Origin of the sequence: Niastella sp. OAS944, from assembly GCA_024809215.1 — a bacterium.
Taxonomy (GTDB): Bacteria; Bacteroidota; Bacteroidia; order Chitinophagales; family Chitinophagaceae; genus Niastella.
This window is the reverse complement of sequence record JANUBW010000014.1, coordinates 56,397-76,902: the sequence shown is the minus strand read 5'-3', so window position 1 is coordinate 76,902 and position 20,506 is coordinate 56,397. Positions and strand designations below refer to the sequence as shown.

Below are 20,506 nucleotides of genomic sequence, written 5' to 3'. Positions count from 1 at the left end.
GAAACAATAGTAGGTGCCGACGTATGATCCTGGTAACCTGAAACCGGCAACCGGTAACTGCTAAGCACTTCTATGTACTGCCCGGCAATTCTATCATATGGTCAATTTTTAAATTTGGGTTCGGCGTATTTTTTAATTACCTTTGCCCGCTCGAATTTTAGCTTACATGATATCAAACCTGGTGCCGTAAGACCTCGTTTGTGTCGGAATAGAACCCGATGTACCCTGATCTTACTCCCCCCTAGTTGAATCATGTGGCTTCTTATAACAGTTTAAAAATACACATGAAACTTTCGCAGTTCCGGTTCGATTTACCACTTAACCTTATTGCCCAACACCCTACAAAAAGACGTGAAGACGCTCGTTTAATGGTAGTGCATCGCGCCACCGGCCAAATCGAGAACAAACACTTCCGCGACATCCTGGATTATTTTGATGACAAGGACGTGTTTGTGGTGAACAATACAAAGGTGTTTCCTGCCCGTATGTACGGACGCAAGGAAAAAACTGGGGCAAAAATTGAGGTTTTCCTGTTGCGTGAACTAAACAAACCAAACCGGCTGTGGGATGTGATCGTGGACCCCGCCCGTAAAATACGTGTTGGTAATAAACTTTACTTTGGCGAGAACGATGAGCTGATCGCTGAAGTTATTGATAATACTACCAGCCGCGGCCGTACCATCCGCTTCCTGTGGGATGGCACCGACGAAGAATTCCGCAATATGCTGGAGTTCCTGGGTGAAACACCGCTGCCCAAATACATCAAACGCAAACCCGAAGCAGAAGATAAAGAACGTTACCAAACAGTATACGCAAAGCATGAAGGAGCCGTAGCCGCGCCAACCGCCGGTTTACACTTCAGCATCGAGCTTATTAAACGTTTGGAAATTAAAGGTGTTCGTTTTGCCGAAGTAACCCTGCATACCGGTTTGGGTACCTTCCGCCCTATTGAAGTGGAAGACCTGAGCAAACATAAAATGGATGCTGAATACTACAAGATAGATGATCTGAGCTGCAAAATTGTGAACAAAGCCATCGAAGGCAAACACCGCATTTGTTCTATTGGTACCACTACCATGCGGGCAATTGAAAGTTCATACACTGCAGAAAAGCTGTTGAAGCCTTCTGAAGGTTGGACCAACATCTTTATCCACCCGCCTTACCAGTTCAATATTGCCGATTCTTTGGTAACTAACCTGCACCTGCCTAAAACCAGTCTGCTGATAATGGTTTGCGCATTTGCCGGTTACGACCTGGCTATGGAAGCCTACAAAAAAGCTATTAAGGACAAATATCGTTTCTTCAGCTATGGCGATGCGATGTTAGTTATCTAAGTTTTTAGTTTTAAGTTCTTAGTTAGTTCCCTAACTTCTTAACATATTAAAAGCTGGCGACCTCGCGAGGTTGTCAGCTTTTTTGATTTTCTGCAGAACCTGCGAACTGTTTTAGTTTATAGCGAGTCTCAAAGCCAATGAACTAAAAACTAAGAACTAAGAACTAAGAACTGAATAACTATCTCTTAAACTTAAAGGTATAAGTTCTATTCCCCGTATTCACAAATGCCTTAAAACGATTGGTGCCGGTAAACTGCATATCGTCGAAATACTCTGAGATCATTTGCTGGGTTTGATAGTTGATCACGCTGATGTACAGGGTTTGCAGCCTGTTCTCACCCTGCCAGTAATTCCGTATGTCCCAACTGCCGGTAAAAGTTTCCCCCTGATCGTTTACATAAGTAACATCGCCCGACGACTCAAAGGTGAATTTCCCATTGGTAAACCGGGCATTGTAGCGGCTGCCAACGCCAAAGTTATTTATATCATATAACTCCCAGGTGCCGCCAGTAATACGGCGGTCGTATGATTTTAGAAAGTCTTTGCTACAGGAAGAAGCTATAAGTAGTAAGATGGGAAATAAAGTAATGTAAATTTTTTTCATATGATGGGGTGTTTGTTTACATCAAAGTTGGTTCTATTGCCGGGGATAGTAAGCGGGGCGGGCGCCCATTTAACTTAATATTCAGCTAAAGTGAATAGCTTCCGATAATTTGTTTACCATGTAAAAGAATGGTGGTAATTCTTAATGCAAACAAGTAAATTTGGTTATAAGTAGCCGTGTATGAAAAAACTACTCACTTTATTCGTAAACTTAACCTGTATTGCTTTGATCAGCACTTCACAAACCGTAATTCCTTTGTATCCCGATTCTATCCCAAATTCGAAAGCGGTACCGGATGAAGAAAAACAGGAAACGAATGCCGCCAATGGGCGCATCAATATCACTAAAGTGAGCCGGCCTGCACTCACTGTTTATTTACCGCCGAAAGAAAAAGCGAATGGTACTGCTATCATTGTAGTGCCCGGTGGCGGTTATCGAGCAGAAGCCGCAACACATGAAGGCAGCGATGTAGCCAAACGCTTTAATGAAATGGGTATAGCCGCTTTTGTATTGAAATACCGTTTGCCCAGTGATGTAACCATGGTAAATAAAGAAATTGGCCCCGTGCAGGATGGGCAGCGGGCCATTCAACTGGTACGCGAAAGAGCTAAAGAATGGGGTATTGATAAAGATCGGGTAGGCATTATAGGTTTTTCTGCCGGCGGGCATCTGGCTTCTACGGTTGGTACGCATTTCAATCACCCATATATTAATGTGGGCAGGAAGGTGAACCTGCGCCCCGATTTCATGATACTTATATACCCCGTTATAAGTTTTGCCGATACCATTGCGCATATGGGCTCACGCGAAAACCTGTTAGGAAAAGATCCCTCGCCTGAAAAGATAGCTGCATTCTCCAATGAACTGCAGGTAAGCAAAAAAACACCGCCTACCTACCTGGTTCATGCCGAAGACGACAAAACCGTAAAGGTGCAGAACATGCTGTTATTTGCTACCGCCCTTCAAAAGTATAAAGTACCTTTCGACTTTTACCTGTACGAACAGGGCGGACATGGTTTTGGTATGAACAACGCTACCAGTGATGTGAAGTGGATGGACCTGTTACAGGAATGGCTGGTTAAAAATAAGTGGATCAAATAGCTATAAATATTCATTATGGTCAACGAATATCAACTGTTGCTATTATGCAAATGTGATAATTAGCTAATGTGCTAATGTGATCATGAGAAATGGAAGTATAGTCAATAAGAAAGCCTGTAATCTCTTTCGAAATTACAGGCTTTTACTATTAATAGCGTTTGCTGGAAATTCGCGAGTCCACTCACCACTCACCACTCACCATTCACCACTCACCACTCACTATTCCAGGCCAAACAATCCTTTATTCAACAACTGTAAAGTTTGCGTTTTGTAAGAAGAGGGCACCAGCATAGATACGTTGTGTTTGCTGCCGCCATAACTTACCATACGAACGGGTATGGGTGTTAAGGTTTCGAACAGTTTGCTCAGCATATCTTTGGTTTGGGCAATTTCATTACCAACTACAGAAATGATGGTGTTGTTATCTTCTACTGTGATGGTGCCAAATGGTTCCAGTTCTTTAACAATAGAAGTTAAGTTGCCGCCATGGTCGATAGTAACTGATACCGCTACTTCCGAAGTAGTGATCATATCGATTGACGTGCGGTACTTTTCAAACACTTCAAATATCTTTCTTAGGAAACCGTAAGCCAGCAGCATACGGCTACTCTTTATATTTATTACAATGATGCCATCTTTTGCGGCAACGGCTTTAACGCCAACTGAACCTGCTTCCTGTGTAATGGTAGTACCCAGTGCTTCAGGCTGCATGGTGTTCAGCAATTTCACGGGAACTTTCATTTGTTGCGCAGGCCAAATACAGGTTGGGTGTAAGATCTTGGCGCCGAAGTAAGCCAGCTCTGCAGCTTCTTCAAAACTTAACTGTTCAATAGGCAATGTTTTCTTAACGATACGGGGATCGTTATTGTGCATGCCATCGATGTCGGTCCAGATCTCACAAACAGAAGCATTGGCAGCAGCAGCTACCAGTGAAGCGGTATAATCGCTACCACCACGTTTCAGGTTATCAACCTCACCACGTGAGTTGCGGCAGATATAACCTTGTGTGATAAATAATTTCTTATTGCTGTTCTGTTGCAGAATAGCTTTCAGCTTTACTTTGATGGTGCTCAGCTGAGGCTCATCCTGTGCGTCGATGGTCATGAATTCCAGTGCAGGCAACAGCATATGGTCAATACCTTTTTCTTCGAGGTATACGCTGAATAATTTGGTGCTCAGCAATTCGCCTTGTGCAAGTATGTCTTTGCTAAGGGCTTCGCTGAAAGAGATCTTTAAGATGATATTCAGAAATTCAAAGTGCTCAGATACGATGCTCTTCGCCTTGGCATAGGCCTTATCGGTCTTCACCAGTTCCTTTATAAATGACTGGTAGTGTGCTTCCAGTTTGTCAATGGCTTCTTTGGCCTGGTCGCGTTGACCGGCTGCCATGGCATCGCCAATAGCTACGAGTGAATTGGTTGTACCGCTTAATGCGCTTAATACAACAATACGGGGCTCACTCTCGTCTTTGGTTATCAGTTGCGCTACCTGGTGCATCCTTTCGGGCTTGCCTACAGAGGTACCGCCAAACTTCATGATTTTCATCTCTGAATATTTATTTATTAAGGGCTGCAAAGATAAGGCACAGAAATTTGTTTGGGCCTTGTATTTGCGCTATTCTGCGGCCGTTTCAGGACGCTACGGGATGGAGGGAAGCCGGTTTCAGGTTGCAAGTTTCAGGTTACAGGTTTTCCCTGCAGCTTGTAACCTGTAACTTGTAACTGGTTCTTATAACTTTACGCCAAGTTTTTCACCAACAGCCGATAGATCCGTCACCACCGCATCTAACAAAGGAATACCTTCCTTCATACGCAGGGCTTCCATATCGCGTTCGGGATCGCCGGGAATGATCACTTTCTCTTCACCCTCAATGGTTTTGGCGCTTCTGAAGCGGCGGATCCAGTTGTCCATATGTTGTTTGAAATCATTGGCCGGGCGAAAAGCATCCACCCGCATAGCCCCAAAAAAATGTCCAATGCCTTTGCCGGGCATACCGGTTGGCATAGGTACATAAGCTGGGAAGGGGGGCACCCAGGGCCCATAATTGGCGCCGCTTAGTACGGCGGAGAAAATATCTACTACCGCCCCCAGCGCATAACCTTTGTGGCTGCCATGTTCCCGGTCGCCACCCAGTGGCAGCAGGGCGCCGCCGGTTTTTAATTCATGGGCGTTGGTAGATGGGTTGCCTTCTTTATCCTGGATCCAGCCCAGGGGGGCTTCTAAATTCTTTCGTTGCAATATTTCCAGTTTGCCATTGGCGGCAGTAGTGGTGGCCAGGTCGGCAACAAAAGCCGGTTCTTCCCCAGCCGGTATGCTTACACAAATGGGGTTGGTACCCAACATGCGTTCAATTGAAAAAGTAGGGGCAACGAGCGGACTGGCATTCGTCATGGCCATTCCGATCATTTCATATTCCAGCGCCATCATGGCGTGGTAGCCGGCAATGCCGAAGTGGTTACTGTTTTGTACGCTTACCCAGCCGGTGCCTACCTTTTTTGCTTTTTCAATAGCTACCTGCATGGCAAAGGGGGCTACTACAAGGCCAAGACCACTATCGCCATCAACCACGGCGGTGGAAGGCGTTTCGTGAATGATCCTGATTAAAGGGTTGGCGTTCACCCTTTTGGCTTCCCACAGGCGAACATAACCGCTGAGGCGGGCAACACCGTGAGAATCAATACCCCGCAGGTCGGCGCTCAAAAGCACTTCCGCAGCAAGCTCGGCCTGTTCTGTAGGGCAACCTATTTGTTTAAATACCTGGGTGGTAAAATCGAATAAATGTTGGTACGAGTATATTTTTTCTGCCATGGTGCAAAGAAACAAAAGTTTGTAGTTCGCAGTTCTTAGTTTTTAGCTCACAGTTCTTAATGCATGACTCGCTATTGTTGGCGTTGTTTGACTGCGGCGTAGCGTTGTTGGCTTGTTATGTCATTGTTGCAAGCTGATGGTACCTGTCTCCTTGTAGCAATGTGGCATTGCGGTGTCGATAGGTGATGGCGCAGGCTTGTTCCGTCGCGTTACAGTGCTGCAACGACACATTGCCGCGCTGCAACGTCACGTCGCAGGCTTATCCCATTGCGTTGCAGTGCTGCAGTAACGCATTGCTGCGCTACAGGAACGCATTGCTGCACAGCAGGAACGCATTGTTGGGCTGAAACGTCACATCGCAGGCATGATCCGTTGCGTTGCAGTGCTGCAACGATGCATTGCTGCGCTGCAACGTCACGTCGCAGGCTTGTTACCTGGTGTACCCAACCTGCAAGAGCGCATTGCAGTGCCGGGCAAACGAGGAAACGCGTTGATACGATGTTGTGCCGCGCTGAAACGTCACGTCGCAGGCTTGATCCTTCGCGTTGCAGTGCAGCAACGATGCATTGCTGCGCAGCAATGAGTCATTGCAGTGCGTTATTTGGGAGCACGCGCGCGGCTAAACACAGTAGCGTAACTGCAATGTCAGCAAACGCGTTGCAGCATTCACGTTCCGGCGCGATGACTGCCTTGTTGCAGACTGCGACGTCAGTTCCCGCGCCGACACGATGAAGTAACGCGCCTGCAAGCTCACGTAACGTGCCTGCAGGCTCAGGAAACGCGTCTGCAAGCTCAGGTAACGCGACTGCAACGTCGAGAAAACATCAAACAACGTCGCGGGAAAAAATACCGATAGGTATATTATGAGGTATACTTCAACGTTTTGTTTAGCAAAACGATTTTCTATCCCAAACTAAAAAAGGCCGGTAACCATATGAGGTTACCGGCCAGTTATTATGCTAAAAATTAGGCGGTTTTATGCGGACGCTTGCGGTCACGCTTTCAATCGCATATTCACCGGGTCCCAGTGAATTACTCTTTTTTGAAAATAACTGTCGTTGGCAGCCAGGCAGGGTGCTGCGGCCCTAAAGGCAAACTCGGCGCCTTCATTGGCCTGGGTGCCATTGCGAATGGCATCGAAGAAATTGGTGAAGTGATCGAGATGCTCATTGTAGCCATCGTGCATCTTATATTTTACCGGCGCTTTCTCTGGCCGTTTCTTATCATCGCTCGACCAGCGGCCATCGTATTGTTTTCTTAGTTCTTCCTGCATGGCAGTGGGGTAGGTGTTCAATGCATCGTAACCACCAATGCCCGGCGCTTTGGGCAACATGCTATGTGTTACTGTAAAACCATTGCCTTCCATTTCCATCATACCTTCGGTACCATATAATCTTATGGCGCTTTTGTCGCCCCCGCCACTGATGAAGTTCACCCGTAACATTACCTGAAACGCAGGATGTGCTTTGGTTTGCGGATAATCCATAATGGCCGTCATGACATCGGGTACATCTCTTCCATCTTTCCAGTAAGAAAGTTGTCCGCTCGAAACAATGCGCACCGGGCCAAACGAATCGGTGATCATATGTATACCCGATAATAAATGCACAAACAGGTCGCCGGCCATACCGGTACCAAATTGTTTGTAATTGCGCCACCAGAAAAACTTTTTGGGATCGAACGCTACCTGGGGCTGACCGGTAAGATAGCGGCGCCAGTCAACAGTTTTCGGCGAAGCATCGGTAGGCATAGTATATTCCCAGGCGCCAATAGCGCTTTGCCGGTCGTAAGTAGCCTCCACACAATTGAGCTGACCAATTTCACCGGCCTGATATAATTCTTTGGCTTTTATATAGGCAACACTGCTTACCCGCTGGCTGCCTACCTGCATCACTTTTTTGCTGAGGCGCGCAGCGCCTATCAATGGTAAGCCTTCCCATAATTTGTGTACTACTGGTTTTTCGCAATACACATGTTTGTTTTTGCGAAACGCATCGGTAGCAATACGGGCATGCCAGTTGTCGCTGGTAGCAACGATAACCGCATCGATGTCTTTTTTATTCAGTAGTTCGCGATAGTCCTGTGTAGTATATAATGTGCTGCCGTATAATTCTTTCATTCTTTCGAGCCGGCCGGTGTACAGGTCGCAGGCGCCGGCCAGTTCAACACCGGGCACTTGCAGGGCGGTCCTTAGGTCATTGTGACCCATAATACCGGTGCCTATAATGCCTATTCGAATGGCGTCGTTGGGGCTAATGGGCCGTTGATAACGAATGATGCGTTCTTCCAGCTTTTCTTCATTAGCTAATGAGGCAAACGGGCCTGCCGCCAGCATAGCGGTGGTAGTAGTTAGCTGCTGTAAAAACTTACGACGGGTTGATGCGTAATCTTTTTTTGACATAGAGTTAAGGTAAAGTTGACTGGTTAATAAGTTGACGAGTTGACAAGGCCTCACAATCGAGGCTCGCGCTTATTTCGCGGCCGGTCGATCAGGCACAATTCAGGGGTAATAAGGGCTGCTTTGACTTTTGATTCAACGGGGATATTGGGCACGGGCAGGGAGCAAAAACCAAACCACAAACAAAAAATATATTTAAACTAATTAAATTAATAACTGCACGTTTCTTGCTGAGTACCCGCCATTAAGCTATTTGAATCAAAAGCTCGTTGCCCAAGTTACAGATAATTAAAGATTTTTTTTCAGGAGGTAAAGTATATTTGACAACTATGAAGGTTAGGGCCGTACTTCTGTGTTTACTTATTTTTTTACAATATGTAACTGATGCGCAACCGCGCCGCGAAGATATTTATAGTGATTTTGTTCTATATAAGAAGCGGCAATCGTTGTTGAAAGACCTGCACGAAAATGTTGTTGGCAAAGCCTTTTTAGCTCCACTCGATAGTAATACCGAATACAGGTACGAAGCGGCCTGCCGGGCCATTGTTCAATTCATGATCGATAACGATACTGCGCAACAGGGTATTACCCAATTGTTTGTTCAATACGAAACATTACAATACGATACCAAACGCGCCATGTTGGAGACCATATATGGGTTGTACCCCGATCAATATATTCAAAGTATTCAATTACTGCTGGCCAAGGAAACCAATCCCATATTGTTTGCCATTGCTGCAGCCTATAGCATCCGGTACGATTCTTCTGCTGTAAATGCTGCAACCATCAGAAAAAGGCTCAAAGAACAGTTCCCTAATTATGGAGCCATAACTGTATTGCTGGAGTTAGATAAATACCTCACCGATTATACACGCTATAAACCGGTATCATCAAATAGTATCATCGAGTTATTCGGTTACCAACAGGTGCTAAAGAAAAAAGTGATCTATTCATTCCAACGCCATAACCGCGATTACCCGGGCCTGGCCATTGTACAAAATGCCGACGGCTCATTTATGCGTACTGCCGAAGGCCGGCTGCTGGTGTTTGAACAACTGGCTCGCTCTGCATCGGGACTGCCTTATTTTATACCCGATGGCAATACCCCGCAAGGTGTTTACAGTATACAGGGCACTGCTACTACTTATAATAAACTCATAGGCCCTACGCCCAACCTGCAACTGGTGATGCCCTACGAAAGAAAATGGACCACCTTTTTTCATGCCGGCGATACAACCGTGTGGGCGCCTAACAATGATATGTTATGGGCGTATCAGCAACTGTTACCTCCCTCGTTACGAAATACAAATTCATTTAGCGAATCTTATTATGCGGGCAAGCTTGGCCGTAACTCCATCATTGCACATGGTACTACCATTGACCCGGAATATTTTAAAAACAAACCCTGGTATCCGCTTACGCCTACCATGGGTTGTTTATGCGCCAAAGAATTATGGAATGTATCGAATGGAAAGTTGCTGGTAAGCGATCAGTATAATTTAATGAGCGCTTTTATTTCTACTGCCGGTAACAGAGGTTTTTTGTATGTGATAGATATTGATGATCAAAAGAAGGCGGTTAGCCGGTTGGAAGTGGAGAAGTTTGTTAAAGAGTTTGAGGCGAAGAAATTACAGGCTTCAGGGAGTAGGTTATAATTGACACGTTAACAAGTTGACAAGTTAACAAGGAGTTGAAAAGGTGATAAAGGTGATATAGTTGATAGAGGAGAAGACAAAAGAAGAGGTAGATGATAGGTACCAGTAAGAGGTGCAAGAAGAGGTAGGAAGAGCGCCGATTCGGAAATCCTTTCACGTTTCACGTTTGCCGTTTTACGACTCGCGTGCCCCTGAATTTCGGAAAATAATGTCCGTTCTTTCATAATTAAACATAAGATGACTTTAGTAAGGACAATTTTATCCGTATTTAGATGGTAAATTTATTACGCTAATTTTGTGCGTAAGAAAGCTTAGTAATATGTACGAGAAAAAAATACCCAAAAGTTTCGATTGCGGAATGTCCATACTTATGGAAATCATTGGTGGCAAATGGAAAACTTATTTGATTCATCTTATTAACAACGGTAAAATTAGACCTAACGAACTGCAAAAAGCAATTCCATCAGCAAATAGGCGAGTATTAGATCTGCAGTTGCGTGAACTTGAGTTTCATGGTATTGTAGAACGCACCATTTATCCGGAACTGCCGCCAAGGGTGGAATATCGTTTAACAAAATTTGGAAAAACTATGTTGCCCTTATTGGAAGCAATGGATAAATGGGGCGAATCTTATTTGGATGAATTTGAGCAATTAATGAAGCAAAAAGAAAGCGAGCTTTCAAATCAAAATTGATTGTTAGTTTTTTATCACCTCTACCAAAGCAGAAATATCATCGTCGCCAAATCCTTTGTTATTGGCCTGCAACAGCAAGTTCTTAATCGGCTGCATTAAATCCGTTTTTAAGCCCTGTGTTTTGCTTGCTTCTAAAATGTTTTCAAACGATACGACATTCATGGCTAAGTTAGAAACCACGCCGCCCAACTTATAGTCTTTAGCATCTATTTGCGCAGCAAAATGTGGAAGTGCCGTAATCATTGCGTGCAACCAGTTTGTTACCATCGGTATAAAATCTGCAGCGCTTATACTGCCACTTTTTGCGAGCGCAACGGAATGAAAATATCCGCCAAACATTCCGTACATCGCACTAAGTAATGCGAGGTCAATCAGCGAAGCTGTTCCGGCATTCGTTCCCATAAACTGCGCCGTACCAAATGCGGCAGTTACCGCTTGCGTTTTTTCAAATGCTTTTCCATAACCACTGTACAAAATAAAAGCTTCGGGCATACCAATCATTGGTGGAATAGCCATAATGCCGCCATCCAAATATTCTGCTCCTGCTTCTGTAGCAAATTCCGAAACGGCTGTTGCCTGCGCTGGGGTTCCGTTGGTAAGATTGATAATTGCTTTTCCTTGAAGTTCCGATTTAAATGGAAAGAGTATTTCTTTTACCACTTCATAATTCAGGACACATATAACTATCACATCACTCTGCCTGATGGCTTCAGCAATTTCTGACACTGCTCTTGCACCATTTTCCGATAACGCCTCTGCCTTCGAGTGTGTTCTGTTCCAAACAAAGGTTTCAAAATTCTTTTGCAGCAATGCTTTCGCCAATGCTGTTCCCATTGTTCCCAAACCTACAACAGATACTTTCATTGTTTCGCTTCCCATAAAATAATTTTTAATTTCTATGCAAAGCAAGAATTTATAATCAAACGAGGCAATAAAGGAAAATTTATTCGGGTACTGAAGATATTATCCGTAAGCAGGGCGTTTTACGAAAAAAGCCCTCCCGGTGTATCGGGAAGGCTTCCTAATTAGATTAATCTCAAAAATTAGAATGGCAAATCATCAACCGGCTCATTAAAACCGCCACCGCCAGAAGAAGCCGGTGTGCTTGGTCTTTGTGCAGGTTGTGAATATTGATTACCGCCGCTGCTAAAACCTCCTTCACCGCCGCCGCCTTCAGGACGACCACCTAATAATTGTATCGATACTACGCGCAACGTAAGTGAAGCGCCATATGTTCCGTCCTGTTTGGTAAATGTTCTTATTTCGGGGTTGCCTTCTACATACACCTGGGTGCCTTTGCGCAGGTAAGGCGCAATCCCCGTACGGTCACTCCAGTAAGCACAATCCACCCAAATGGTCTTGTCTTTCTGGTTACCCTGGGCATCACGAAACCTTTCTGTGTGTGCTACCGTAAAGTTCATTACTGTTTTTCCGTTCACATTGTTGGTAACACAATCCTTACCCAGGTTGCCGATTACTTGTAACTTAATCATACTTAATAGATTTAGCGTCGTACTTAATATTGTTTGGTCCGGCAAATTAAAGAATAATGTGATAATTCGATGATTAGCTAATGTGATAATGAAGGGGAAGTTTTCCTAAATTATTAACATTTTGAAATGCGTAGTGTGTACGAATTTATTTGATCGCTTCATCTGTATTTAATTATCACATTATCAAATTATCACATTAGCTAATTACGCCCTGAACCCGCTTCTATCAACCTTCCAAAGAAAATAGAATTCATAAACAACTTGGTGCCACCAAGCCAGAAGGCCCTGAAATTGGGATTGTCGGCAATGGAAATAACACGCCCGTTGCCCAGCGTATTCACCAACACCGCCGCTGAATTCTTAATAGCGTCATAATTTTCTTTTGTTACAAACCCGCTTTGTAATGGTTTATCGCCATATACCAGCGGATTGGAATATGGGTTTTTATTTCTTTCAGGATAAACTGCATTGGCTTTGAAAAGATCAACGAAAGGATAGTTGTAGCCGTAAGCAAGCGGATGACTTAAATCGGTAATGGCCCTGAAAATGGCGCCGTTCATTTTTTGCGCACCCAGCCGGTATTCGCGTTCAATGTATGGTATTTGTTTGGTGGTGTCTTCCTTTATCTTTTTAAATGTAACATTGGTAAGCCCGTTCTGCGCAGCCCATTGAACCGCTTCTTCGGTAACAATGAATGTACCGCCGCTTTGGATCCAGTTGCGCAGTTTTTCTTTATCGAGATTATTGTAAGCGGTGCCCCCCACCATAATAATGGTATTGTATTTATTGAGGTCGGTGCGGTTAAATGCCGGCACTTCAAGGTGGGTTGAAGGAATATTGAACTGCTGATCGAGCAGGAACCATATTTCCCCGGCATCGGTTGCATTTACACCGGTACCGGTAAGCATGGCAATGGATGGCTGCGGTACCAGGCGCATTTTATAACTGCCCAAATCGCTGCCGCTGCTGGCGTTGCCGGTATTGATGGCGTACACGGTAATACCGTTTTGTTCGGCAATGTTTTTTACAAGCTGATATATTTTATCGGCATCATGGGTTTGTGTTCTTACCGGAATAAAAATTGCGCCGTAGTTGAATTTTCGGGTGCCATCCTGCACGGCAATATCAAATGGAGCAGAGGCGGTGCGCGTAAGCACACCTGCTTCCTGCAAAGCATACAGGGCGCGGGGCGCATAATATTCATCCCAGTCAAACAGGTAGGCATAATTGCTTTTACCACCAGTTACTGTACCAATTGGTTTCGCTGCATTTTCAACCTTTGCTCCCATTAGCGTGGGCGCAAAACGAACGGCATTCAATTCTGCATATGGCAGGCCGAAAGCTAAAGGAAGTGTCCAGGCGGTAATGTCGTAAAACAAACTGTCTTTATAACTGAGGGTTTTATCAAAAATAGCCCTGATCACTTTGTGCTGGGTTTGATTGGCCGGCACTATAAAACTGCTGCCTTTTTCAAAAGTAAAACCATCGGCCTGCATCGATGTGCTCAATTCATAAACATCTATTTGCTGGCGGCGTAACATCTCAATAAAGATGGCTGTTTTGCTTTTATCACGGGCGCTGCCAAATACATAACCTTTTACAGTTGCAGCAGCAGCTTCGGTTTGTACATTTTTAAAGAAGTCGCGTTGATAGGTAAGAAATTCTTTCCGTAATGCTTTGGCGCCTTCGAGGGTAGAAAGGGTAGTGGTGAACTGGTTTTTGATGGTGAACGGAAAACGCAAAATGCCGTGTTCCGTTTTTTGCGCATGACCACGTGAAGAAGCCTGTTCAAACAAAATACCAATAGCGCCATTGATGTCGGGGTAGGTAGAACCTTTACCGTAATAAAAATCATCATAGTTCTCGCGGGTGAAATAGAGCGAGCCAATACGATCGAGAAAGGCGGCATGAAATGTTGCCAGTTTACCAGTTAATTCCTGGTTACCGGCCGGCGTTAATGGATTTACCCGCGAAGGCACGCCGGGTTGAAAAAAGAAAGTGGCGTTGGTATTCTGTTCGTGGTGGTCGGTTAAAATATTAGGTTTCCATTTATGAAACCATTGCAGTCTGTTGCGGCTTTCAATATGCACCAGGGGCAGCCAGTCGCGGTTAAGATCGAACCAGTAATGGTTGAACCGCCCGCCGGGCCATACTTCATTGAACTCGCGGCTATCGGCATCGGTTACCAGCGTTTTGCTTTTATGCTGGTTCACCCAGGTACTAAAGCGTTGCAATCCATCGGGGTTGAATGAAGGGTCGAAAAGGATCACGGTATTTTCAAGCAGTTCATCAATTTGTTTTCCCTGGGCGGCAGCCAGGTAATAAGCACTGATAAGGGCGGCATTGGCGCCGCTCGATTCATTGCCATGGATGGAATGGCCTATGTACACTACTATCGGCATGTGTTCTATATTGAGCGAGGCAGATCTTTGCGGGTCGCACAACTGCACATGTTGTTCCCTGATAGCTTCGAGCCGCTGGTGGTTTTGGGGTGAAGTAATGATCAACAATACCTGCGGACGGCTTTCATAAGTAAAGCCCATCACTTCCAGTTTTACCCGGTTAGGGGCCGCCGCTGCAATGGCCTGCATATAATTTACCAGCCGGTCGTGGGTAACATGCCATTCGCCGGGCTCATGATAAATAATGTCTTTGGGTTTGGGAATAGCCTGATTATAAGTGACGCTATCGGGCAGGTAGTAGGTAAGGTCCTGGGCAGTGGTAGTTTGCAAAATAAGCAGCAGGCATAGCATAAAGGGCCATACCCGGTTCAAGGAATCGGTTTTTCTCATAATGACTCTGTTTCTGTTTGGTTGTTAAGAGTTAAAATGAAGATAGTGTAAATAGGAGAGAAATCGTGAAACGTGAAACGGCAAACGCCCAATTTCGAGGCTCGCGTTTTATCTCTACAGCCTTAATTTTCGGGCGGCAAACAATTTTAAGGCATTTGTGTTGTTAAGTCTGCCAGGAATGCAGGGGGAAACGATCAGTTATCAGGCTCGATTTTTAGCGAGCTATTTCACGTTTCACGTTTCACGTTTTACGATTCGAAGAAGCAGCTTCCTTTTGGTTGAATAGCAACGTTTTATATGCGAGTGCTATCTGCTGAAGGCACAAATTCCCCTTTGAAGCATTAATTGTATATTTGCACTCTTATTTTAAAAGGTTATGAGCCGGAATGGAAAAGTTTTAGTGGCAATGAGCGGCGGTATCGATAGTACCGTTACGGCCCTGATGCTCAACGATCACGGATATGAAGTGGTGGGTATTACCATGAAAACATGGGACTATGCAGCCAGTGGCGGCAGCAAAAAAGAGACCGGCTGTTGTAATATCGATTCTTTCAACGATGCCCGCATGGCTGCCGTGCAGCACGGGTTCCCGCATTATATTCTTGATATCCGCGATGAATTTGGCGATTTTGTTATCGAAAACTTTGTTGAGGAATACCTGGCCGGGCGTACGCCCAATCCCTGCGTTATGTGTAATACACATATCAAATGGCGGGCGCTGCTGAAACGGGCCGATGCGCTGGGTTGCGATTTTATTGCTACCGGCCATTATGCCAACCGGCATCAGCACGAAAACGGCCGCTTTTACCTAAGCAAGGGAGTTGACGAAACCAAGGACCAGAGCTATGTGTTGTGGGGCCTGCAGCAGGATCTGCTTAGTCGCACCCTGTTACCTTTAGGTACCTATCATAAAACAGCCATTCGCCAAATGGCGCTCGATTATGGTTACCCCGAGCTGGCAAAAAAGAGCGAAAGCTATGAGATCTGTTTTGTGCCCGATAACGATTACCGCGGATTTTTAAAAAGAAGGGTAGAAGGGCTGGAAGAAAAAGTGACCGGCGGCTTCTTTGTAGATAAAACGGGTAAAGTGTTAGGCAAACATAAAGGCTACCCATTTTATACCATTGGGCAACGTAAAGGCCTGGATATCACGTTTGGTAAACCTGTTTATGTTACCAATATCATTCCAGAGACCAATACGGTTATGCTGGGTGAAGAAGATGATCTGAACCGCCAGGAAATGGTGGTAAGCAAGATAAACTGGATCAAATATGACGGCATTACCGATGGTACCGAAGCCATTACAAAGATCCGTTATAAAGACAAAGGTGCATTGGCCAGCCTGTACAACCATCCAAATGGGGTTGAGGTGAAGTTCTCACATTACGCCAAAGGCATAGCGCCGGGTCAAAGCGCGGTGTTCTATGAAGGGGACGATGTAATTGGCGGCGGCGTGATCCAACGCGGATAAATAGCCTGATTTTCAGGCAATAAATACTTATTAATCAACGTTACCAACCTCCCGGCTCAACCGGGAGGTTTTTTATAAAAGCAACAAAAACGCCCCCTGGGTTGTCCTGTAACAAAGTAGCTGTTTTTCAAATTGTTGTATGAAGAAATTTTTTATCTCCGTAATTACCGTTGGTTTACTGTTTGTTGGTTTTCAAATAACCAGTTGCGGTAAAAAAGATAGTGGATTTACCTCTGATAAAATCGAAGATTACCTGCAATTGGAAACAGGTAAATACATACGCTACCGGCTCGACTCACTTAGATTTACTGCATTCGGTCAAAAAGATACCATTGTATCATACCAGGCAAAAGATGTAGTTGAGGGACCAACCACCGACAATATGGGACGTGCGGGCTGGCGCATAATACGTTACCTGCGCGATTTTAACAGCACCAATGACGGCGACTGGAGCCCATTGATGACCTACTCCATAACGCCTACCAGCAATAGCATGGAGTTAAATGAAAATAACTTTCGTTATATAAAACTTACCACGCCTATAAAGGATGGCGCCAGCTGGCGCGGAAATGGTTATTTGCCCAACAATCCTTACCAGGACCTGTTTGAATTCAGTAACGATGAGGATATTCAGAAGTGGGACTATACTTACGAGAATGTAGGCGCTTCACTCACATTTAACAACATAACGTACGATAATACCATCTCTGTTTTACAGATTGCCGATTCGGCCAATACAACCAGCAACGATCCAAGAGTACCCGCTTCAAAATCTTATTGGATGGAAAAATATGCAAAAGGAGTAGGCCTGGTGTATAAGGAAGTTGAGATCTGGGAATACCAGCCGGCCACCACTTCCCAATCGGCATATACGCACGGATATGGCTTGAAACTGACTATTATTGATCATAACTAGCCAACTCTTTTTCATGAAAAGAATAACTACGCTGACACTGTTGTTGATTGTCTCTACCGGATTGATACAAGCGCAGTTCAGTCGTTACATTGTTCAATTCACCGATAAAAAAGGAACGCCTTATACGCTCTCGAACCCGTCGGCCTATTTGTCGGCAAAGGCATTAACCCGAAGGACCAATCAGAAATTAACCATTGATTCTACCGACCTGCCGGTGAACCCCGCTTACGTTGAAAGTATTCGAAATATAGCCAACGTTACTGTTATCAATACTTCCAAATGGTTGAACCAGGTTTGTATAAAAACAACCGACCCTAATGCGTTGACCACTATAAATGCTTTGCCATTTGTAAAGAAAACAAATGTCATTGCGCCCCGCGTTGGCCGCAATACGCTTACCACTGAAATGGCCGATGAAAACAACCAGTTACCCGTTTCGGTAAAACAAACCAGCGGGACTACGGCCTTTGATTACGGACAATCATTTACCCAGATACATATTCACAATGGCGATTTTTTACACAGGCTCGGATTTTCTGGCCAGGGTATGACCATTGCTGTACTCGACGCCGGTTTTGCAAATTACCTTACCAACCCGGTTTTTGATAGTGTGCGTTTGCAGGGCAGGGTTTTGGGCACCTGGGACTATATAAGCAACAATAATAACGTTAATGACGATCATGCGCATGGGGCCAGTGTTTTTTCGCTGCTGGCATCAAACCGGCCGGGTGTTCTCATTGGTTCTGCCCCACATGCCAGCTACTATTTATTGAGAACGGAAGATGCAGCCACCGAATACCCCATTGAAGAGCAACACTGGGCCGTGGCCGCAGAGTTTGCCGATAGCGTTGGGGTTGATATGATCTCTACTTCACTGGGATATGCCGATTTTGATAATTCCATGTTTAATTACTCCTACGCTCAACGCAATGGTAAAACCGCTATGATAACCATTGCAGCTAACCTGGCCGCCAAAAAAGGCATTCTTGTAATGGTAGCTGCGGGTAATAGCGGGGCCAATTCAGGGGAAGCAAAATACATCTCCGTTCCGGCTGATGCCGATAGCGTGTTCACTATTGGGTCTGTTGATAAAGACAGGAATATTGCCAACACCAGCAGCTGGGGACCCAATGGCGCCGGCTTGTTAAAACCCAATGTAGTATCACTTGGGGCCAATGCCTTTGTTGCCACTTCAACCGGAAACCCAACAACAGGCAGTGGTACATCGTTTTCGTGCCCTAACATAGCAGGCCTGGTTGCCTGTTTGTGGCAGGTATACCCCGAGCTTACGAACATGCAGGTTATGGATGTTATTCAGCAAAGCGCCGATAGAACTGCAAACCCCGACTTTAGGTTTGGTTATGGTATTCCTGACTTTAAAAAGGCAGTGGTACAGCTTACAAAACAAAATGCCACCGCAAGCAGTTCGTTCAACAATTGCATTGTTACCATAAACTGGAAGAGCAAGGACGATACCAGTACCGTATATTCAATACAAAAGCGAATGCCGGGCGAAACCAATTATATAACTATTGGCGACATAGCTTCTTCTTCGGTTTCGTTTAAGGCAAACAGCTATGTATTCAATGATACAATTAAAGCGGCGGCCAACAACGCTATTCAATACCGTATTGTGCAGAACATGCGCTCGGCCGATACCACTTTTGAAATTGCCAGTCTGCAGCAAACGCTCAATTCAGTTTGTTTTCCCGATAATACTTTACTGGCATTGCCCAGCCCCTTCGATCAGGAGTTAAATGTGGTAGTAAACGTGCCCGAAGCTATTTCGAACATGGGTATTCAAATAACCGATATGATGGGCAAGGTTATGTATGCAATGAAAACCAACAAGCCCGCCGGGTTTTACAGAATGCCTGTGTTTACCGGCAGCTGGCGTCCCGGTATATACGATGTTACTGTATACGACAATAGTAAACATGTGTACAAACGTAAAGTGCTTAAGAAGTAGCGGCCTTATTGTTTTTGAAATACTGCGCCAAACAAGGTATCGGCCTTCATAGTATACCCCGTAAATAATGTTGATTGTTTTAATTGCAGCGAATGCTGTTGCTGAATAAAATCTACCACTTCTTCATTTTCTTTTTTAAATACCGAACAGGTACAATACAGTAAAAAGCCACCTGGTTTAAGGTAGGGAATGGCATTGCTGACGATATTTTTTTGCAGGGCGCTGTATTTGCTTATTTGTTGTGGTTCGAAATAATACAACTGCTCAGGTGTACGGCTCCAGGTGCCGGAACCGCTACATGGAACATCGGTTATTATAATATCGAATGCTGAATTTCGAATGTTGAATGTAGAAGTTGAAAGATCACCTACAAATGCATGATAGTTTTTGATACCCGCAGTAGCGAACCGTTTCTCTAAATTGAAGAGTATAGATTGCCTTATATCGGAGACCGTAAGATCGATGTGTTTGAACGTATCGAATGCCAGAATTGATTTGCCACCGCTGGCTGCACATGCATCCCAGATTTTAGGAGACCTTACAATAATACCCTCCATTAACTCCCCAATTCGTTGCGAGCTATGGTCCTGTATCACCGCTTCTTTATCGATCTCAATCACCGCATCTATTTTCGAAGCATTGGGCAGGGCTAAACAGGAATTGCCTAACTCCTGAAATGTGATACCAGCGCGTTGCAGTTTTTCTTTTACCGTTGATGCTTTACCTGGTCGCATACGCAGAAAAAGATCGGGTTGGGTGAGAAAGGATGAACAAAAAGAGGTGTAGTCTATTTCACTGCTTAATTCTTCTTTCCAGGGGAATACATCGTGAATGGATTGGTCAATACCTAACAGTTGTACTTTTTCATTAAATGCAAGCCTGGTATTGTTGTTCCACTCAGGTCTTAAATTTTGCAGCAATTCATTGGGTTCATAACTGCAAAGGAACAGCCCGGTCAGTATCCGTTCTTCTTTCCCTAATTGCGGTAATGCTTTGCCCAGCCTGAAAAAAGCATAACATAAATGCGAAATGTTTTTCCGGTCTTTTGAGCCATATTTTTTATGCTGGCTGAAGTACTGTTTAATAAAACTCCCAAACGGCTGGCTTCCGTTGTATTGTTGCAATAGCTGTACTGCGGTGTTTAAATGGGAGTAATACTTCATAGGGTGCAAGATAACACAATGTGCTAATGTGCTGATGTGCTGACATGCAAATAGCTGATATGAGAATGATCCTCGATCTTAATAAAAAGGGCCCCGGTAGTATCGGGA

Annotated in this window: 15 protein-coding genes; 7 read left to right on the top strand and 8 right to left on the bottom strand. The window is 44.8% G+C overall.

Annotated features, from left to right (window positions below; translation table 11 throughout):
- The first annotated feature begins 284 nt into the window (after positions 1-284).
- Positions 285-1,334, top strand: coding sequence for a tRNA preQ1(34) S-adenosylmethionine ribosyltransferase-isomerase QueA (gene queA, locus GGD38_RS35635; RefSeq protein WP_375303603.1), 1,050 nt, complete (start codon positions 285-287; stop codon positions 1,332-1,334).
- 178 nt (positions 1,335-1,512) lie between these two features.
- Here queA and GGD38_RS35630 read toward each other — a convergent pair whose 3' ends face one another.
- Positions 1,513-1,938, bottom strand: coding sequence for a hypothetical protein (locus tag GGD38_RS35630; protein ID WP_375303602.1), 426 nt, complete (start codon positions 1,936-1,938; stop codon positions 1,513-1,515).
- 180 nt (positions 1,939-2,118) lie between these two features.
- Here GGD38_RS35630 and GGD38_RS35625 point away from each other — a divergent pair, with 180 nt between their 5' ends.
- Positions 2,119-3,039, top strand: a complete 921-nt coding sequence (locus GGD38_RS35625; RefSeq protein WP_375303601.1) for an alpha/beta hydrolase — start codon at positions 2,119-2,121, stop codon at positions 3,037-3,039.
- Positions 3,040-3,258: 219 nt separating this feature from the next.
- Here the strand turns inward: GGD38_RS35625 and GGD38_RS35620 are convergent, their stop codons facing one another.
- The 3 genes from GGD38_RS35620 to GGD38_RS35610 form a co-directional block, all read right to left on the bottom strand.
- Positions 3,259-4,584, bottom strand: a complete 1,326-nt coding sequence (locus GGD38_RS35620) for an aspartate kinase (RefSeq protein WP_375303600.1) — start codon at positions 4,582-4,584, stop codon at positions 3,259-3,261.
- Between the two features lie 183 nt (positions 4,585-4,767).
- Positions 4,768-5,847 (bottom strand): Ldh family oxidoreductase, encoded by a 1,080-nt coding sequence (locus GGD38_RS35615; RefSeq protein WP_375303599.1) that lies wholly within the window; start codon positions 5,845-5,847, stop codon positions 4,768-4,770.
- A gap of 994 nt (positions 5,848-6,841) precedes the next feature.
- On the bottom strand, positions 6,842-8,248 hold the full coding sequence (locus GGD38_RS35610; protein ID WP_375303598.1) for a Gfo/Idh/MocA family protein: 1,407 nt from the start codon (positions 8,246-8,248) through the stop codon (positions 6,842-6,844).
- A gap of 326 nt (positions 8,249-8,574) precedes the next feature.
- On the opposite strand from GGD38_RS35610, the gene GGD38_RS35605 reads away from it, so the two are divergent.
- Positions 8,575-9,900, top strand: a complete 1,326-nt coding sequence (locus tag GGD38_RS35605) for a hypothetical protein (RefSeq protein ID WP_375303597.1) — start codon at positions 8,575-8,577, stop codon at positions 9,898-9,900.
- Positions 9,901-10,219: 319 nt separating this feature from the next.
- A complete protein-coding gene (locus GGD38_RS35600) occupies positions 10,220-10,594 on the top strand; it encodes a winged helix-turn-helix transcriptional regulator (RefSeq protein WP_375303596.1) in 375 nt (124 codons plus the stop codon).
- Positions 10,595-10,597: 3 nt separating this feature from the next.
- Here the strand turns inward: GGD38_RS35600 and GGD38_RS35595 are convergent, their stop codons facing one another.
- The 3 genes from GGD38_RS35595 to GGD38_RS35585 all read right to left on the bottom strand — a co-directional run bounded on the left by GGD38_RS35595 (position 10,598) and on the right by GGD38_RS35585 (position 14,879).
- The gene (locus tag GGD38_RS35595; RefSeq protein ID WP_375303595.1) at positions 10,598-11,473 is read right to left on the bottom strand and encodes an NAD(P)-dependent oxidoreductase; all 876 of its coding nucleotides are present in this window, start codon (positions 11,471-11,473) and stop codon (positions 10,598-10,600) included.
- Positions 11,474-11,637: 164 nt separating this feature from the next.
- Positions 11,638-12,087 carry a single-stranded DNA-binding protein gene (locus GGD38_RS35590; protein WP_375303594.1) on the bottom strand — a complete coding sequence of 150 codons (450 nt, stop codon included), beginning with the start codon at positions 12,085-12,087 and terminating at the stop codon, positions 11,638-11,640.
- A 200-nt stretch (positions 12,088-12,287) separates the two neighbouring features.
- Positions 12,288-14,879, bottom strand: coding sequence for a M14 metallopeptidase family protein (locus GGD38_RS35585; protein ID WP_375303593.1), 2,592 nt, complete (start codon positions 14,877-14,879; stop codon positions 12,288-12,290).
- 376 nt (positions 14,880-15,255) lie between these two features.
- On the opposite strand from GGD38_RS35585, the gene mnmA reads away from it, so the two are divergent.
- From mnmA to GGD38_RS35570, 3 genes are all read left to right on the top strand, one after another.
- Positions 15,256-16,350, top strand: coding sequence for a tRNA 2-thiouridine(34) synthase MnmA (gene mnmA, locus GGD38_RS35580; RefSeq protein WP_375303592.1), 1,095 nt, complete (start codon positions 15,256-15,258; stop codon positions 16,348-16,350).
- A gap of 139 nt (positions 16,351-16,489) precedes the next feature.
- Positions 16,490-17,266 (top strand): hypothetical protein, encoded by a 777-nt coding sequence (locus GGD38_RS35575; RefSeq protein WP_375303591.1) that lies wholly within the window; start codon positions 16,490-16,492, stop codon positions 17,264-17,266.
- A gap of 13 nt (positions 17,267-17,279) precedes the next feature.
- Complete coding sequence (locus tag GGD38_RS35570) at positions 17,280-19,235, top strand: S8 family peptidase (protein WP_375303590.1); 1,956 nt, start codon at positions 17,280-17,282, stop codon at positions 19,233-19,235.
- Between the two features lie 5 nt (positions 19,236-19,240).
- Here GGD38_RS35570 and GGD38_RS35565 read toward each other — a convergent pair whose 3' ends face one another.
- Positions 19,241-20,398: an Fmu (Sun) domain-containing protein gene (locus tag GGD38_RS35565; RefSeq protein WP_375303589.1), complete on the bottom strand. Its 1,158-nt coding sequence runs from the start codon at positions 20,396-20,398 to the stop codon at positions 19,241-19,243.
- Positions 20,399-20,506: the final 108 nt, after the last annotated feature.

Coding starts and splice junctions, on each gene's coding strand:
- queA (WP_375303603.1), top strand. CDS start 285: ATGAAACTTTCGCAGTTCCGGTTCGATTTACCACTTAACCTTATTGCC.
- GGD38_RS35630 (WP_375303602.1), bottom strand. CDS start 1,938: ATGAAAAAAATTTACATTACTTTATTTCCCATCTTACTACTTATAGCT.
- GGD38_RS35625 (WP_375303601.1), top strand. CDS start 2,119: ATGAAAAAACTACTCACTTTATTCGTAAACTTAACCTGTATTGCTTTG.
- GGD38_RS35620 (WP_375303600.1), bottom strand. CDS start 4,584: ATGAAAATCATGAAGTTTGGCGGTACCTCTGTAGGCAAGCCCGAAAGG.
- GGD38_RS35615 (WP_375303599.1), bottom strand. CDS start 5,847: ATGGCAGAAAAAATATACTCGTACCAACATTTATTCGATTTTACCACC.
- GGD38_RS35610 (WP_375303598.1), bottom strand. CDS start 8,248: ATGTCAAAAAAAGATTACGCATCAACCCGTCGTAAGTTTTTACAGCAG.
- GGD38_RS35605 (WP_375303597.1), top strand. CDS start 8,575: ATGAAGGTTAGGGCCGTACTTCTGTGTTTACTTATTTTTTTACAATAT.
- GGD38_RS35600 (WP_375303596.1), top strand. CDS start 10,220: ATGTACGAGAAAAAAATACCCAAAAGTTTCGATTGCGGAATGTCCATA.
- GGD38_RS35595 (WP_375303595.1), bottom strand. CDS start 11,473: ATGGGAAGCGAAACAATGAAAGTATCTGTTGTAGGTTTGGGAACAATG.
- GGD38_RS35590 (WP_375303594.1), bottom strand. CDS start 12,087: ATGATTAAGTTACAAGTAATCGGCAACCTGGGTAAGGATTGTGTTACC.
- GGD38_RS35585 (WP_375303593.1), bottom strand. CDS start 14,879: ATGAGAAAAACCGATTCCTTGAACCGGGTATGGCCCTTTATGCTATGC.
- mnmA (WP_375303592.1), top strand. CDS start 15,256: ATGAGCCGGAATGGAAAAGTTTTAGTGGCAATGAGCGGCGGTATCGAT.
- GGD38_RS35575 (WP_375303591.1), top strand. CDS start 16,490: ATGAAGAAATTTTTTATCTCCGTAATTACCGTTGGTTTACTGTTTGTT.
- GGD38_RS35570 (WP_375303590.1), top strand. CDS start 17,280: ATGAAAAGAATAACTACGCTGACACTGTTGTTGATTGTCTCTACCGGA.
- GGD38_RS35565 (WP_375303589.1), bottom strand. CDS start 20,398: ATGAAGTATTACTCCCATTTAAACACCGCAGTACAGCTATTGCAACAA.